We start from the raw sequence: 16329 nt of genomic DNA on the forward strand, positions 1-16329 counted from the left end.
ACTAACATTGAAAGGGTTCTCTGGCATGTTCCACGATCAGTTAAGCAGCGACGCAGCCTGCCCCTGCGGCTCCGGCAAATCTTTCGCCGACTGCTGCGGCCCCGCTCTCAGCGGCACCACGCCAGCCCCCACCGCGGAAGCACTGATGCGCTCGCGTTACTGCGCCTTTGCCATCGGCGCCGTGGATTATCTGCTGGACACCGTAGCGCCGGAAAAACGCCAGGAGGGCGATGCCGAGCTACTGACTGAACAAACCCAGGTCACCACATGGACTGGTCTGAACATTCTCTCCACCCGTATGGGCAAGGAAAGTGACGATCTGGGAGAAGTCAGTTTCGAAGCTCGATTCCAGTCAGGCCCCAGCAAAGGCGTTCTGCGCGAACACTCTCGGTTCCGCCGCGAAGCCGGTCTCTGGGTCTACGTCGACGGTGATGTAGAGCTTCTGCCGGGCTAAGAAAGCGAAGAAAAAGTCCAGGCTGATTGATGGGAGTTCCGGTCAGGGCTCCCGGATTTCGGCGCTCATCTCGGACATATTTTTCAGCTCTGTCAAGGCTTTTCCTGCGTTGTACTAGGCCGTTAGAATAGGTGCCCGCTCCTGTGGACGCCCTTTTTAGCGACCAATACTGCGGGCCCGTCGGTCGGTGCCAGAGATAGGTTCCGACCGGGTCCCGGATCTTCATTAGAGCCGGATACACGATTAAAGAGCCGAGCCTCTGCGCCGGTTTGTGGTGATTGATGTTTGCGAATCTGTTTAAACCTAAATGGCGGCACCCAAGCCCCGATGTCCGCGCCCGTGCCGTTAACCGGCTGGACTCGGACCGCCCCGCTCACTCCGACATCCTGCGCAGTCTGTTGCTGGATGATCGCAGCAGCGAGGTACGCCGGGCCGCTATTGAACGTGTCACTGATACCGCGCTGCTGATCCAGGCACTGACGGCGGAACAGGACGCGGAGATTCGCCACCTCGCCGCCAATGCGATCGCTGCCCAACTCTCATCACGCTCCATGAACGAGCAGCTGGAGTGGGCACTTAAGCTTCCCACAGACAGCACACGCGTCGAGCTGGTGCTGGCCGATATTTCATCCACTCTGCGCAGCCACATTATTGACCTGGTCGAGGAACAGCAGTTCCTGATCCTGATCGCGCTGAAAGGCCCCACCGCCCAGACTCGACGTGAAGCGGCGCTGCGCGTATCAGGCCCGGAACATCTCGAGACCCTGGCCAGAGATAGCCGGGGTAGCGACAAGGCGGTTCATCGCATTGCCCGGGACGCGATCCAGGCGTTGCGTGAGCAGGAAAAAGAGCAGGCGCAGATAGCAATCCGCCGTGAGGAGCTGCTTGCTTCGCTGGATACTCTGGTGAATGGCCAGGACCAGCAGCTGTTCCAGGCCCGTTTCGATGTGCTGATTCGCGACTGGAGCCAGCTCCCGGAAGCTTCGCAGCAACAGAATGACCACTACCTGGTGCTCAAGGCCCAGGCGGAACAGGTCATCGCCGAGCAGGCCGCACGCAAGGCGGCCGCCGAAGCCGCTGAGCAGGCCCGGATCCTGCATGCAGAGCAGGCTCAGGCTCTGGATACCGAACTGGCCGCTCTGTGCCTGCGTAGCGCTGACGCCACTGCACTCCTGCCTGAACTGAATGAACTGCTGCAGCGAGCCGAGCAGTACCGCAACGAAGGCGACGTTGAGACACAGCTTGCCGAGCGCGTCGCAACAGCAGCGAAGCTACTTGAGGCCATTAGCCAGCTTGCCGAATTAGAGCCGCACATCCAGCAACAGCTCGAAACGCCGGCAGACGGCAACGGCACTGACATTGCCCTGGCCGGTTATCTTTCCCGCATCGACTGGCCCACCTCCTGCCCACAGCCTGCCCTGCTGAACCGTGCACAGCAGATACTGAACGAGGCTCGTCAGGCCAAGCGGGAACAGAAAGAACAGATCAGCGAACTCTGTACCCGTCTGGAGAAAACCCTCGACCAGCTCGAACAGGCGATAGAACAGGGTGAAATCCGTAACGCCCTGAAACAACGCGAGCGCGCCGAGCAACAGGCACAGGCAGTCTCAACGCAGCTGCCCGATGCTCTGGAACAACGCCTCAAGGTGCTGACGGCCCAGCTTCAGGAGATCAAGGACTGGCAGGGTTTTGCCGTCAACGGCAAAAAAGAAGCACTGTGCGAACAGATGGAAGCGCTGATCGGCTCCGCACTGGAACCTCAGCCGCTGGCAGACCGCATCCGCGCGCTGCAGAAAGAGTGGAAAGCACTCGACTCGAACTCTGCCGTGCATTCGCAGAAGCTCTGGCAGCGTTTCCGCACCGCAGCGGAAACCGCATACGCCCCCTGTGAAAGCCACTTCGCCTCACAGAAAGAGAAACGCCTGCAAAATCTCACCCAGCGCGAAGAGATCTGCCGCCAGCTCGAAACCCTGTTTGAGTCCGTAAACTGGGACGAAGCTGAATGGCCCGCGATTGAACGGATCTGCCACACCGCCAAGCGCGAGTGGAAGCAGTTTTCGCCGGTAGACCGGGCTCCCGGCAAGGTGCTGCAGCAGCGTTTCAACCAGTTGATCCGTGAGCTTGATAACCGCCTGCGCACCTGGCATCAACAGTGCGCAAATACCAAGCAGTCACTGGTGGACAGCGCCGCGGCCCTGACCGAGTGGGAAGATGTTTCAGCGGCAGCGGCGGAGGCCAAGGCGCTGCAGCAACAGTGGAAGCAGACGGGGCCGGCATTTCGCACCGAAGAGCGCGCGCTCTGGCAGGCGTTCCGAGAGCATTGTGACGCTATCTTTGCACGCCTGAAAAGCACAGGCAGCAGCGGCGATCCAATCAGTGTCGAACAGACCACGCCACCGCTTAAAGCCGAGGCTATGTCGCGTCTTGAGTCCTGCGCCGAGCTGCTCGACAAGGCCGAAAAAGCGATCCTTGATGGCAATAGCGGCATCGTCGACAAACTGCTTTCAGCGATCAGTGATTCACTCTCACAGGTGCCGGAGCAATGGAAGCTGGCGATGAGTCAGCGTGTCGATGCGGTTGCATCTCTGCTCTCTTCGCCGGACGCTCTCGAGGCGCGCCTTGCCGATAGCGAAAGCGAGCTGCGTGAACTCTGCATCCGCCTGGAGATCCTGCTCAGCCAGCCTTCACCGGATGAGGATCAGGCTCAGCGCATGGAATACCAGATGCTGCGCCTGCAGCAGGCGATCGACGAGCAGAGCCGCAACCCCTCCAGCGCCGATGTCACCGAACTCGAACTGCTGTGGCACTGCGTTGCATTCAACCGCGTATTCCCGCAGCTTTCACGGCGCTTTAACCAGCTGAAACAGCGCACGGTATAAGGCTTCAAAACCTTCGATCAGGCGAGATAGGGCAGAATATTGCGTATCGCCTGATCGACGTACACCTCCTTCTCCCCCACCGGTGCCACATAGTGGATAGCGCTTTTGGCTGCTTCCACCCCTTCTGACCGGGCGATCACCCAAGCCGCCAGGTAGCTCGAGGCAAGACAACCTCCTGCGGTCGCCAGATTTCCGCTGGCGAAAAACGGCTGCTCCAGCACTTCAACACCTTTTTCTTCAACCCAGGGGCGCGTCGTCAGATCCGTGCAGGCCGGCAAGTTATCCAGTAAACCGAGACTCTCCAGCACCAGCGCGCCGGAGCACTGGGCACCGATAAGCTGACGCTGGTGGTCAAGTTTAAGCTGCTCCATCAACGCCACATCCGCAGCAACCTCTCGGGTTTTCATCCCGCTGCCGACCAGCACCGCATCGGCAGCGTTGGCCTGCTCGAGTGATATATGCGACTCGATCACTACGCCATTCATCGACTCTACTCGTGGTTTCGGACTCGCGATCGACACCTGCCAGCCCGGCCTCCTGATTCGGTTAAGCACGCCGAGGGCGATGAGAGAGTCGAGTTCATTGAAGCCATCAAAAGTCAGAATAGCGATATGCATCTTATCCACTTGCTCAAGTTGTATTAGCGAGCAGGCAGTCTATTTCTTAATATGATGACAATATAAAAATTGTCATGGATATATTTCATATGCCGCGAGCGCGATACAAGCAGCTGGTCGATAAATTGAGCGCCGACATCCGCTCCGGCGACTTACCTCCGGGAACACGTTTACCCACCCATCGACAACTATCGGAAGTTGAGGGCGTCGCTCTTGTTACCGCATCCAGGGTCTATGCGGAGCTGGAGAAAATGGGGCTTGTCAGTGGCGAAGCGGGCCGCGGCACCTTTGTCCGCGAAACAAGACTACCTCCGGGCCAGGGAATCGATCAGCACCCGGTCCCCGGCGGCACCCTGGATCTGAACTTCAACTCGCCATCGATCGACGGGCAAAGCCAGCTGCTACGCGAGGCTCTTCGACAGCTTTCGGTGTCTGGCGAGCTGGAGCCGCTGCTCCACTACCAGCCCCATGCCGGGCGCCAACATGAGCGCAGTATCATTGCAGCACACCTGAAAAATAGAGGTCTCGATGTCAGCGAGAACCAGGTGTTATTCACCAGCGGTGCTCAACACGGGCTGGCGATCACCGTCCTGGCATTGCTCAACCCCGGTGATATCGTCGCCGTAGACAGCCTTATCTATCCGGGATTTAAAACGGTGGCTGAGGTCGGTCGTCTGGAACTTGTCCCCATCCCCTGCACTGATGCAGGACCTGATCTGAACGCCCTTAAACAGCTCTGCCAACAGCGCAACCTGAAAGCGGTTTACACCCAGCCGACACTGCACAACCCTCTGGGCTGGGTGCTAAGCCTTGAACAGCGCGAAGCTCTTGTGGCCATCGCCAGAGAACAGGACCTTCTCCTGATCGAAGATGCGGCCTACGCCTTCCATGCAGACAATCCACCGCCACCGATCAGCAGCCTTGCCCCCGAACGAAGCGTTTACGTTTCCGGTGTATCGAAAAGCCTGGCCACAGGCCTGCGCTGCGGCTTTGTAGCAGCCCCCTCCAACTGGATAGGCCGGCTCGAAAGGGCGATCCGCGCCACTACCTGGAACACGCCGGGGCTGATCACCGCGCTCACCTGTCGCTGGATAGAGGATGGTACCCTGGCCCGTCTGGAAACGCAGAAGCGTGAAGATGCACAGTCACGCCAGCTGATCGCCAGTAAGATATTTCACGACTGGCGTTATACGGCACATCCCAATGCCTATTTTATCTGGCTGCCACTGCCCAATGAGGTTCGCGCCGACCAGGTCTGCGCAAAACTGTTGGAAGCGGGTATTTCGGTGTCATCAGCAGAGCCATTTGCCACCACCGAGCATGTTCCTCACGCCCTGCGTCTGGCGCTCGGCTCGGTCAAAAAAGAACAGCTCGAAGGCGCACTGCTGAAGGTTAAAGAGGTGATTGAAGACTTTGCCGGCCTTAGGGGCACAGTTCCGCGAAAGCGATAGCTCAGGACTTTTCTTCTGGCTAACAGGCAATAAAAAACCGGCCGTAATGAGGGCCGGTTTTCTTAAGCTCGTATGCGGCTAGCGCATCAGTGCATGTACTGACCGCCGTTGATGGAGAAGTCGGCACCGGTGATGTAGCCCGATTCCTCATCTGCCAGGAAAGCAACAATGCGACCGATCTCTTCCGGAGTACCCAGACGACCGACCGGGATGTTGGAAGCGATCTTGTTGAGCACTTCCTGATCGATCTTGGCAACCATGGCAGTCATGATGTAGCCCGGTGATACGGTGTTAACCGTAACGCCCTTGGAAGCCACTTCCTGCGCCAGCGCCTTGGTAAAGCCATGAATACCGGCTTTGGCCGCAGAGTAGTTACACTGACCGAACTGGCCCTTCTGTGCGTTGATAGAGGAGATGTTGATGACGCGACCAAAGCCGGCTTCAAGCATCGGGTTAATCGCCAGACGGGTCATGTGGAACATCGAGTCAAGGTTGGCGGTGAGGACTTCGTCCCACTGCTCCCAGCTCATTTTCTTGAAAGTACCATCACGCGTGATACCGGCGTTGTTCACCAGCACACTGATTTCACCACCGGTCAGCTCCTTGACCGTCGCTACGCACTGGGCGCAGGACTCGGCGTCGGTAACGTCGCCGTAGGCTACATCGATGGAGTAGCCGTCCTTTTTCTGCTCTTCCTGCCACGCCTTGGCTTTGTCGTGGTTACCACCACTGTTATAGCCGGCCACCACACGGAAGCCTGCGTCAGCCAGTTTGCGGCAGATTGCCGTACCCAGACCGCCAGTACCGCCGGTCACCATAGCTACTTTCTGACTCATAATATCGCACCCCTCTTTATTTACTTATACGAACCAGTTGAATCCGGTTTTCGAATTTGTAGTAGGGAAGCTGAGAACAAGCCCGGGCCTTTCGGGATAACAGCTTCCCCAGGTTTTGTGCGTGTACTTGCTTTGATCTTAGTACGCGCAGGCACTAATAAACAACCGTTTATCTGCCGTTAAGGAAGAATAAGTGAGGGGTTTGACTTATTGATGACACTTAGCGGACAAGACGGGTGAGATAACGTCGCATCCAGGTGAAGGCAAGCGCTGCGGTGATACCGTTGGCGAGCACCAGGGCCGCAAACATACCTTCCAGACCGAAAAGCAGGCTGCCGAGCCAACCGAGAGGCACGTACATGATGAACAGCCGGAACAGGCTGATCCGCATCGCACGCATGGGCTGGTGCAGCGCGTTGAACGAAGAGGCGCTGAGAAAGGTGATCGCCTGGAAACCGAAACCGGCGGGCACCACCACCATCCAGAGGGCAAGCCAGCCGGAAACTTCTCGGTCTTCGGTGAACAGAATCGCCAGCGGGTTGGCAAAAATAAACAGTGCCAGATAGATCACACCCTGCCAGATCAGGGCAAAGCGGACCGCGCCCATATAGGCCTTACGCACCCGCTCCACCTGACCGGCGCCGTAGTTCTGACTGATAAACGGCGGCAGCGTCATCGACAACGCCAGGCATACAAGCAGAGACAGCGACTCGACGCGGTTACCCACACCATAGGCCGCCACCGCTTCTGCGCCGTGCCCGGCAACCACTGCGGTCAGCACACCATTGGCCAGCGGCGTCATCATATTGGAAAGCGCCGCCGGCAGGCTGATCTGCATCAGCTGCTTCCAGTGCCCAACCATCTCCGACAGATCGGGCCAGGCGAAGATCAGCATCTGTCGGCGGCCGTAGAGCAGATAAAACGCCAGCAGCGTCGTGCTGCCCCAGGCCAACACACTGGCAATGGAGGCCCCCTGAATCCCCAGCGCCGGGATGGGGCCCCAGCCGAATATCAGCAAGGGATCCAGCATAAGGTTCAGTATCGCCGAGACCAGCATCACCAAACCGGACATGCGCGTATCGCCCGCCGCCCGGAAGATGCTGTTGCAGACCATGTTTAGAACCAGGAATACCGAGCCGGAAAACCACACCGTCATATAGGCATGGATATAGGGCATCAAACCGGGTTCGGCCCCCATGGCACGGAAAACGGGATCGATGATCCAGTGGCCGCCAACACCGACCACCAGCATCAGCAGCACCGTCATGATGATGTTGTCGGTGGCCATGCGAGAGGCATTGCGGGTTTCACCTGCGCCGATCAGCCGCGCCAGCGTTGCGGACGTGCCAACCCCCAAGCCGATCGCCAGGCTGGTGACAGAGAAGGTCACCGGAAAGGTAAACGCCAACGCCGCCATCGGCTCGGTACCGAGCTGACCCACAAACCAGATATCGGCGATGTTGAACAGCATCAGACTGACGATGCCCATCATCATCGGCAGAGTCATACGCACAAGCGTCGAATGGACCGGAGATTTCAGGATATCGGAAGCTGGAGACATGGGTGGGCCGGTTCTCAGAGGGACGCGCAGTTTACCACAGCCCTGGAGGGCTGACTAAACGGTCAGTTCATTCCCGGTATTCCGCCTGTACCTCCTGGTGTCTGCTGGGCTCACATTCCCTGACTCCGCTGTAGTATGATCGGCGCTCACCCGAGTTATGTAGCTGTTATGAACCTGATCCTGCTGTTCGAAGACGATTTTACCTCGCCCCTTACCTCTCCCCTTACCTCGGCCGGCGAAGTCCGCCTGCACGATCGCCGTCTTACCCATATTCGTGATGTTCACCGCGCGTTGCCCGGAGATCAGCTCAGAGTTGGGCTTCTCAATGGCGCTATGGGATCAGGCCAACTGCTCTCCCTATCGGAGCATGAGGCTGTATTGCGGGTCGAGCTGGACACTCCCCCGCCGCCGCCACTGCCGCTGACACTGATCCTGGCGCTGCCACGCCCGAAGATGTTCAAGCGCACGCTGGCCGCTGCCGCCAGCATGGGCGTAAAGGATCTCTGGCTGATCAACTCCTATCGTGTCGATAAGAGCTATTGGGGATCTCCTCTTTTGACAGAAGCCGGGCTCAGGGAGCATCTACTGCTGGGACTGGAACAGGCCTGCGACACGCAGCTGCCGCAGGTTCACCTGCGAAAACGGTTCAAGCCCTTTGTTGAAGACGAACTGCCGGAGCTCTGCCGGGGGCGCCGCGCACTGCTGGCTCACCCCTATAATGCACAGCCCTGCCCTTCGGCCTCGGATGAATCAACACTGCTGGCGATCGGACCCGAAGGTGGCTTTATCCCCTACGAGGTGGAAAAACTCGTTGAGGCAGGCCTGAGCCCCGTGCATCTTGGGCCACGAATTCTTCGCGTAGAGACGGCCGTCCCTGCTCTTTTATCCCGGCTATTCACCTTCTGATCAGGCCGAGCGACAAGATTGATCTCAAAGTATCTTATAAATAATATGGTTATATGATTCGAATCTAAAACGAAAACAAGAATCGAACTCAGTTGCGTTGACCCGACAGGAAAAAGTGATAACAATTCGCATTACGCGATTGATATCCGGCCCTGCTCTTTTTAGGAGTGCGGCCAGCTTTTCCAATAATTACTTTTTTAATAACTAAAAGTTTCCGGAGAATCCGCGACAATGAAAAAAGCTCTTTTATCTGCCGCAGTACTGAGCGCCACCTTCAGCACCTTCGCACAGGCCGAAGAGGTCAATGTGTACTCTTTCCGCCAGGAGTTTCTGCTGAAGCCTCTGCTGGAAGCGTTCACCGAAGAGACCGGCATCAAGGTCAACGTAGTATTCTCCAAAAGCGGTCTGCTGGAACGCCTTGAGCATGAAGGCCAGAACACCCCGGCCGACCTGCTGCTGACCGCCGATATCGGCCCACTGTACGACGCTACCGAACGTGATCTGGTAGCGCCGATCAAGAGCGACATTATTGAGCAGAACATTCCGGAACATTTCCGCGCTACCGATGGCCGCTGGGTGGGTCTGACCAGCCGTGCACGTCTTATCTATGCCTCCAAGGATCGTGTAGAGCCGGGCGAAATCACCACCTACGAAGAGCTGGCCGACCCGAAATGGAAAGGCCGTATCTGTACCCGCAGCGGCAAGCACACCTATAACCTCTCCCTGATCGGCTCCATGATTGCCCACCACGGCGAAGCGGAAACCGAACAGTGGCTCGAAGGCGTCAAGGCTAACCTGGCACAGAAGCCTCAGGGTAACGACCGTAGCCAGGTCAAGGCGATCATGGAAGGCGTGTGCGATCTTGCCCTCGGTAACAGCTACTACTACGGCAAGATGGCCACCAACGAAGACGAGCCTGAGCAGAAAGAGTGGGCTGCATCCGCCAACCTGGTGTTCCCGAACCAGGACGATCGCGGCACCCACATGAATATCTCCGGCGCAGCACTGACCAAGTACGCTCCGCATCCGGAAGCGGCAGTCAAGCTGGTTGAGTTCCTGACCCAGGAAAAGGCACAGAAACTCTACGCCGAAGCCAACTTCGAATTCCCGGTGCGTCCGAACACCCCCTGGTCTGAACTGCTCGAAGAGAAAATGAGCGGCTTCAAGGGTGACGAGATCAACCTGGGTGAAATCGGCGCCAACCGCGCTGCTGCCGCCAAGCTGGTCGACAAGGTCGGCTTCGATAACTGATACCGGGAACTAGTGCATGAGTGCCACCGCCGAAACCACACTGACCGAATCACGGACCCTGCCCCGTCTGCGCGGGCTTCTTCCCGGTTGGTACAGTATCGGCTGGGGCACCGCACTGCTGGTGATGTTGCCCGTGCTGGCCGTACTCTGGCTGGCACTCTTCCCCACCGAAAATATCTGGCCGCACCTGGCCTCCACGGTGCTGCCGGTTTATATCAAGTCCACGCTGATTCTGATGGTGGGTACCGGCGCGCTGTCGGTGGCGATCGGCGTAGGCACCGCCTGGCTGGTGACCCTATGTCACTTTCCTGGGCGACGAGTATTTGAATGGGCACTGCTGCTGCCCTTTGCGATTCCGGCATACGTGATCGCTTATATTTATACCGACCTGCTTGAATATGCGGGTCCGGTCCAGATTCTGCTCCGTGACCTGTTCGGCTGGCAAACCGCCCGCGACTACTGGTTCCCGGAGATCCGCAGTATCGGCGGCGCTATTCTGATGCTGACGCTGGTGCTCTACCCCTACGTTTACCTGCTTGCCCGCGCCAGCTTCCTGGAGCAATCCATGAGCATTCGCGACGCCAGCCGCATGCTGGGCTGCAGCCCCTGGCAGAGTTTCTACCGGGTTTCACTGCCGATCGCTCGCCCGGCCATCGCTGTCGGCCTGTCATTGGTTTCGATGGAAACGATCAACGACTTCGGCACAGTAGATTACTTTGCAGTCAAGAGCATGTCCGCCGGCATCTACGACGCCTGGCTGAACATGGGCAACGTGGGCGCGGCCGCTCAGATCGCCAGCCTGATGATGATCTTCGTGGTGGTGCTGATCTCACTGGAGCGTGTCGCCCGCGCCAAGTCGCGCCAGTACACCAGCCCCGACCGCTACCGCACCATCGAGCGCTACCGCCTGACAAAGAGCCGCGCCTGGCTCTGTACGCTGGCCTGCTCTCTGCCCGTGCTGTTCGGTTTTCTTCTGCCGTTCATTTCACTGGCGGATATGTCCCTGGCCCATCTGGACCAGTTCAGCGACAGCAACTTTCTCGGCTTTGCCACCAACAGCTTTACTCTCTCGGGCGTGACCGCTCTGCTGGCGGCAGCCATTGCCATCGTACTGGCGTACAGCAAGCGACTTTATGCCCGCAACCGCTCTCTGCAGGTGGCCGCCCGCATGAGCAACCTGGGCTATGCCCTCCCCGGCGCCGTGCTCGCCATTGGCGTGATTATCCCTCTGGCCGCTTTCGATAACAGTGTCGACGCCTTTATGCGCGAGCACTTCAATATCAGCACCGGCCTGCTGCTGAGCGGCACGCCCTTCGCCCTGGTGTTTGCCTACTGCGTGCGCTTCCTGGCCGTCTCCGGCGGCGCCGTGGATTCTTCGCTGGGCAAGGTCACGCCCAACATGGATATGGCGTCCCGCTCGCTGGGCGCCAATACGCTGCGCACACTTAAAGAGGTGCATCTGCCGCTGATTCGCGGCGGCCTACTCACCGGGGTGCTGGTGGTGTTCGTGGATTGCATGAAGGAACTGCCGGCGACACTTATCCTACGCCCGTTCAACTACGATACGCTGGCAACCTATGTCTACCAGTACGCTTCGGACGAACAGATCGAAAGCTGCTCACCCGCAGCGCTGTTGATCGTTCTGGTGGGAATTATTCCGGTGATTCTGCTGAGCCGCACGATTACCGCTACACGCGCCAGCCGGTAAAGGCCGTCGGCGCGGTTAGGCAGGTCTTACCGGGCTGAATTCTTGTAGGAACGACGCCCCGTCGCGAACAACCACCAGTGTATTGAATCACCACCGAGCAGCATTCAATCGGCGCGAGGGCACATCTCCTACCGGTCGAAAAAAACGATGGGACGGTGTGGCGCTACGCGCAGCGCCACCTGCTCACCGATCGGGTAACGGTGCATACCACTTTCCACCGCCTGCAGCTCCAGGCCCGAAGCCAGTTTCAGACTGTACTGCGTCTGACTGCCCTGGAACTCACAGGCCAGCACCTCGGCGGATACACTGCCTTCATGCGTCAACTGAATATCGGTGGGACGCAGGAACAGGCGGATAGAGCGACCTTCACAGCCATCCTTCCCGAAAGGCTCGGCAAACTCCAGCTCGCCCAACTCACAGCTGAGACGATCAGGCGCCAGCGCTTTACCTGACACCATCACCCCCTTACCCACGAACGATGCTACCTCGGGTGTTGCCGGCTGATAGAACAGCTCTTCCGGCGTGCCCCACTGCTGCACCTCGCCTTGCGACAAAACGCCCAGGCGGTCACTGATGGTGAACGCCTCCTGCTGATCATGGGTCACCATGATCGAAGCGATCTGCTGCTTCTTCAGAATGCGGCGCATCTCCGCGGAAAGCTGGCGGCGCAGGTCGGTATCCAGATTGGAAAACGGCTCATCCATCAGCAACAGACGAGGTTTGGGCGCCAGAGCCCGAGCCAGCGCCACGCGCTGCTGCTGACCGCCGGACAACTCATGAGGATAACGTTTGGCCAGGTCCGGGAGCTCAACCAGATTGAGCACCTCCTCAACCGCCTGCTGCTTTTCACTGCGGCTTTTACCCTTGAGGCCAAAGGCGATGTTCTCCGCGATCGTCAGGTGCGGGAACAGCGCGTAATCCTGAAACACCATGCCCATACCACGCTTTTCAGGCGGCAGAGTGCTCTTCCCGTCGCTGATCACTTCACCATTAACTCGAATGGCACCAGACTCTGCCTCGATAAAACCGGCGATCGCTCTGAGAACGGTCGTCTTACCACAGCCGCTGGGTCCCAACAGGCAGGCGATCTCGCCCTCTTCGATGGAAAAACTGACCGACCGCAGTACCGGGGTTCCCTCGTAGGCACACTGAAGTTTTTCGACGGAAAGAAGTTCGCGCATAGCTCTCCTGCTACCGTACCCGACATCTATTACCTCTGGTGTACAGGGAAAGATAGGACGTGAACGGTTTAATACCCTGAAATGACAGGGTCAATAATAATTGGAAATCATTCTTAATTACCAGCAAGAGAGCGGCGATAACGCTCCCAGTCAAAAGCCGGGCCAGGATCGGTCTTTCTTCCCGGTGCAATATCGCTGTGACCGCAGATTCGCTCGGGGTTGATCTGCGGATACTGCTGCATCAGGGCTCCGGTAACGCCGGTCAGCGCAGCATACTGCTCGTCAGTGAAGGGAAGATCGTCTGTGCCTTCGAGCTCTATGCCGATGGAGAAATCGTTACAGGCCTCTCGCCCGTCAAAGCAGGAACGTCCCGCGTGCCAGGCACGCTTATCAAAGGGGACAAACTGAGTCACCTGGCCGTGACGGTCGATCAACAGGTGGGCGGAAACCTCCAGCTGATGAATCTCGCGATAATAGGGATGATCATCTGGGTTCAGGCAGTTGGTGAACAACTGGTGGATACCGGGCCCACCAAATTCTCCGGGCGGCAGGCTGATATTGTGTATCACCAGCAATGAGATTTCGCCGTCCGGGCGCTCATTGTGATTTGGCGAAAGACACTGCTCTGCGGCGGTTAGGCGATGCTCCTTGATGGAAAAATCCTGAATCGTCATTGAAAGGAATAGACTCCTGAGACAAGCGAAATTACAGCGGCGAGGTTCTCGCTAAGACGCGCATTCGCTAGAATATCGACCTCGAACCACACCCGCAACGGAACCTCTCATGCTGAACCTGACCGACCTCAAACCGGTGATCGAAGAAAATGTGCGTACAACCCTGAGCGAAGATGTGGGCGACGGCGATATAACTGCCGCGCTTATCCCCGCCTCGGACCAGGCCAGCGGTCGCGTGATCAGCCGCGAGTACGCCACCGTCTGCGGAACAGCCTGGGTAGACGAGGTATTCCGCCAGGTTGACCCCGAGGTTCGCATCGAATGGAAAGTCAAAGACGGCGACCAGGTAGAACCTGACCAGACACTGTTCACCATCGAAGGCGCAGCTCGCAGCCTTCTGACCGGCGAACGCGCCGCACTGAACTTTCTCCAGACTCTATCCGGCACTGCCACCCTGGCGCGCAGCTATGCAGACCATGTGGCTGAAACCAGCGTACGCCTGCTAGACACACGCAAAACCATTCCCGGGCTGCGCATGGCACAGAAATACGCCGTCAGCTGTGGCGGCTGCTTCAACCACCGCATCGGCCTGTTCGACGCCTTCCTGATCAAGGAAAACCATATTCTTGCCTGTGGCGGCATCTCCGCGGCGGTCAGCACCGCGCGCACCATGCATGCAGACAAACCGGTTGAAGTCGAGGTTGAAGATCAGGATCAGCTGGTTGAAGCGCTTGAGGCCGGCGCCGATATCATCATGCTGGACAACTTCAGCCCCGCCGAAATGGTCGATGCGGTAACCATCACCGCCGGCCGCGCCAAGCTTGAAGCCTCTGGCAACATCACCGATGAAACCCTGCTGGAATATGCGAAAACCGGCGTCGACTATATCTCCATCGGCGCCCTGACCAAGCATTGCCGGGCGATAGACCTGTCGATGCGGCTCGTTTAAGCCTCCTCAGAATGCAAAAAAGGAATGCAAAAAAGCCAGCTAAATAGCTGGCTTTTTCATCTCAATATTTACTCGCAGCGCGCCGCACCGATCTGCACCCAGTCATCATCATTCTGAATCTGCAGCACATCGAACACCTCCACCTCGGCGGGGGTAATACCATGCTGTAGCATAATCGAGCAGGCGTCTCGCGCTTCCGCATCACGGTTGGATCCGTCCGGAATAACGCCAATACCCAATCGATGCCCCTTATCCCACCAGACCGGCTGAGCCGGTAGCTCCAGCCGCGCCATCACTTCGGCAGCGGCTCTCTCACGCACATCTGCAGACACCTCTTTGCGAGCGGACTCGATATACCAGGTCACACCGATACTCAGGGCTATGAGGATAAGCACCATTAGGCGTTTGTTCATTGGGTAACTTCCGTGCGGGTGGTTGATTCTTAAGGAGTTCGAGTGTGCCGGGAAGGAGCTTGGGAGACAACCGGACTAAAGGCTAAATCGGAGATTAGCCCTATTTGCCACTTCCTGTTCGAATGACTTCCATGGAAGTCCAGGCCTGGCAGGGCCAACTCAAATATCTATCGCCTCTTCAATCTGTTTGCGAAATCGCACACGGCTAAAAACATACCGTTTTTTCACGGCAAGCCGAAGCTCATCATTCAGCCCTGTGCCAAATCGTACTGAAGTGATTCTCGATAGGGTTGCTGGCGTGTTTCCAGGCAAAAAGACACTTCATAGTTCTGTTTTCGGTTCCCTACAGCCCTAGGTGAATTGTTGAGATAACTGGACCAACAATACTCTGCCGGATACACAACCATAGAGGCTCCCTCAGTGTTTAACTCGATATATCGATAGCACGCCAGAAGATAGCCATCCTTCACCACAAGAGAGGATTTAAAACGCCTACCCCCAAGGGTGCAGCTGCGCCGATAGAGCCGATTGATTCTTTGCACATAGCACTGCCCCAGCTGCTGCATCAATGCAGGCAAAGTAGCAGCAACCCTGGATAAAACTAGCAGGTGGTAATGGTTGGTCATGAAGCAGTATGCATGCAACCGAATATTCAGCGCAGTGCAGAGTTCGTGCAAAACTATCCACATAACTGGCGTAGTCATCATCCGCTAAAAAACGCTGCAATTGTTTCCGCGATGAATGATGTACACCAGGCAATGGCTCTGCAGAACACGAGGTTTTCTAGACATTACTAAGCTCGATCAAATCCATTTAATGGTCGATACCGAGCATAAATATTCAGGCAGCAGGTGAACAATGACCTGCTCAAGGCTGACAACAAAAAGGACCGCCGAAGCGGTCCTCTCTGCATAACTCGGGGGTAAGCCAGAAATATTACTCTGCCCCGATTTCTAAGACTCTTACTTACAGGAGCCCGGCATCAGGTTCTGAGGAGTACCAGTACAGGTCCATTCAGTAATGAAATCAGAATTAGCCAAAGGATCCGGCGTCAGGGTAACCGTTACAGCCACATCTACGTCGCCTGTCGCCGTGATAGTACCATTACTAGCTACAGCCAGCGCTGTAGTATACTGAGTAACCTCAAAATCGTGAGCACAAGCACTGAAATTAGCAGTGGCCAAACTAGCAGCAGATTGGTTGATTTCGGATACGCAGGTACGGGCAGAACTTGCTGCCAGTACAATTTCGGATACGCGGGCTTTACGCACATAGTCCTGATAAGCAGGCAGCGCGATCGCCGCCAGAATACCGATGATCGCCACAACGATCATCAATTCGATCAGGGTGAAACCCTGCTGTTTTGCAAATTGTTTTTTCATCATCATCTCTCCAGCGAGTTATGAACTTCCTGTTTTCAAACAGCAGCTTGCTGCCCTCAAAAAACAA

General features: G+C 57.2%; 15 protein-coding genes and 1 pseudogene. 7 read left to right on the forward strand and 9 right to left on the reverse strand.

Features of this window, described 5'->3' with window-relative positions:
• Positions 1-25: 25 nt before the first annotated feature.
• Both C4S72_RS16110 and C4S72_RS16115 read left to right on the forward strand, forming a co-directional pair.
• A complete protein-coding gene (locus C4S72_RS16110; protein ID WP_104004188.1) occupies positions 26-454 on the forward strand; it encodes a YchJ family protein in 429 nt (142 codons plus the stop codon).
• A gap of 281 nt (positions 455-735) precedes the next feature.
• A complete protein-coding gene (locus C4S72_RS16115; RefSeq protein WP_104004189.1) occupies positions 736-3333 on the forward strand; it encodes a DUF349 domain-containing protein in 2598 nt (865 codons plus the stop codon).
• A 17-nt stretch (positions 3334-3350) separates the two neighbouring features.
• Here C4S72_RS16115 and C4S72_RS16120 read toward each other — a convergent pair whose 3' ends face one another.
• The gene (locus tag C4S72_RS16120; protein ID WP_104004190.1) at positions 3351-3950 is read right to left on the reverse strand and encodes a DJ-1/PfpI family protein; all 600 of its coding nucleotides are present in this window, start codon (positions 3948-3950) and stop codon (positions 3351-3353) included.
• A gap of 89 nt (positions 3951-4039) precedes the next feature.
• Here C4S72_RS16120 and C4S72_RS16125 point away from each other — a divergent pair, with 89 nt between their 5' ends.
• On the forward strand, positions 4040-5401 hold the full coding sequence (locus C4S72_RS16125; RefSeq protein ID WP_104004191.1) for an aminotransferase-like domain-containing protein: 1362 nt from the start codon (positions 4040-4042) through the stop codon (positions 5399-5401).
• Between the two features lie 86 nt (positions 5402-5487).
• Here C4S72_RS16125 and phbB read toward each other — a convergent pair whose 3' ends face one another.
• Positions 5488-6237: an acetoacetyl-CoA reductase gene (gene phbB, locus C4S72_RS16130; RefSeq protein WP_104004192.1), complete on the reverse strand. Its 750-nt coding sequence runs from the start codon at positions 6235-6237 to the stop codon at positions 5488-5490.
• Positions 6238-6457: 220 nt separating this feature from the next.
• Positions 6458-7798, reverse strand: coding sequence for an MATE family efflux transporter (locus tag C4S72_RS16135; RefSeq protein ID WP_235009166.1), 1341 nt, complete (start codon positions 7796-7798; stop codon positions 6458-6460).
• A 168-nt stretch (positions 7799-7966) separates the two neighbouring features.
• On the opposite strand from C4S72_RS16135, the gene C4S72_RS16140 reads away from it, so the two are divergent.
• The 3 genes from C4S72_RS16140 to C4S72_RS16150 all read left to right on the forward strand — a co-directional run bounded on the left by C4S72_RS16140 (position 7967) and on the right by C4S72_RS16150 (position 11663).
• Positions 7967-8704, forward strand: coding sequence for a 16S rRNA (uracil(1498)-N(3))-methyltransferase (locus C4S72_RS16140; protein ID WP_104004193.1), 738 nt, complete (start codon positions 7967-7969; stop codon positions 8702-8704).
• 231 nt (positions 8705-8935) lie between these two features.
• Positions 8936-9955, forward strand: coding sequence for a Fe(3+) ABC transporter substrate-binding protein (locus C4S72_RS16145; RefSeq protein WP_104004194.1), 1020 nt, complete (start codon positions 8936-8938; stop codon positions 9953-9955).
• Between the two features lie 16 nt (positions 9956-9971).
• Positions 9972-11663 carry an ABC transporter permease gene (locus C4S72_RS16150; protein ID WP_104004195.1) on the forward strand — a complete coding sequence of 564 codons (1692 nt, stop codon included), beginning with the start codon at positions 9972-9974 and terminating at the stop codon, positions 11661-11663.
• A 128-nt stretch (positions 11664-11791) separates the two neighbouring features.
• Here the strand turns inward: C4S72_RS16150 and C4S72_RS16155 are convergent, their stop codons facing one another.
• Together C4S72_RS16155 and ampD are read right to left on the reverse strand one after the other, a co-directional pair.
• Positions 11792-12844: an ABC transporter ATP-binding protein gene (locus C4S72_RS16155; RefSeq protein WP_104004196.1), complete on the reverse strand. Its 1053-nt coding sequence runs from the start codon at positions 12842-12844 to the stop codon at positions 11792-11794.
• Positions 12845-12957: 113 nt separating this feature from the next.
• Entirely contained in the window at positions 12958-13518 is a 561-nt protein-coding gene (gene ampD, locus C4S72_RS16160; protein ID WP_104004197.1) for a 1,6-anhydro-N-acetylmuramyl-L-alanine amidase AmpD, read from the reverse strand.
• Between the two features lie 109 nt (positions 13519-13627).
• Here ampD and nadC point away from each other — a divergent pair, with 109 nt between their 5' ends.
• Positions 13628-14467 carry a carboxylating nicotinate-nucleotide diphosphorylase gene (gene nadC / locus C4S72_RS16165; RefSeq protein ID WP_104004198.1) on the forward strand — a complete coding sequence of 280 codons (840 nt, stop codon included), beginning with the start codon at positions 13628-13630 and terminating at the stop codon, positions 14465-14467.
• A 68-nt stretch (positions 14468-14535) separates the two neighbouring features.
• Here the strand turns inward: nadC and C4S72_RS16170 are convergent, their stop codons facing one another.
• The 4 genes and pseudogenes from C4S72_RS16170 to C4S72_RS26240 all read right to left on the reverse strand — a co-directional run.
• The gene (locus tag C4S72_RS16170) at positions 14536-14880 is read right to left on the reverse strand and encodes a hypothetical protein (RefSeq protein WP_104004199.1); all 345 of its coding nucleotides are present in this window, start codon (positions 14878-14880) and stop codon (positions 14536-14538) included.
• Between the two features lie 248 nt (positions 14881-15128).
• Positions 15129-15587 carry a transposase gene (locus C4S72_RS26235; RefSeq protein WP_104004200.1) on the reverse strand — a complete coding sequence of 153 codons (459 nt, stop codon included), beginning with the start codon at positions 15585-15587 and terminating at the stop codon, positions 15129-15131.
• A 255-nt stretch (positions 15588-15842) separates the two neighbouring features.
• Positions 15843-16151 (reverse strand): pilin, encoded by a 309-nt coding sequence (locus tag C4S72_RS16180; RefSeq protein WP_407657714.1) that lies wholly within the window; start codon positions 16149-16151, stop codon positions 15843-15845.
• Positions 16142-16262: pseudogene (locus tag C4S72_RS26240) on the reverse strand (prepilin-type N-terminal cleavage/methylation domain-containing protein); the annotation flags it as partial. The pseudogene C4S72_RS26240 and the gene C4S72_RS16180, both read right to left, overlap by 10 nt.
• Between the last annotated feature and the right edge of the window lie 67 nt (positions 16263-16329).

Source organism: Marinobacterium lutimaris (assembly GCF_900108065.1).
GTDB lineage: Bacteria > Pseudomonadota > Gammaproteobacteria > Pseudomonadales > Balneatricaceae > Marinobacterium_D > Marinobacterium_D lutimaris.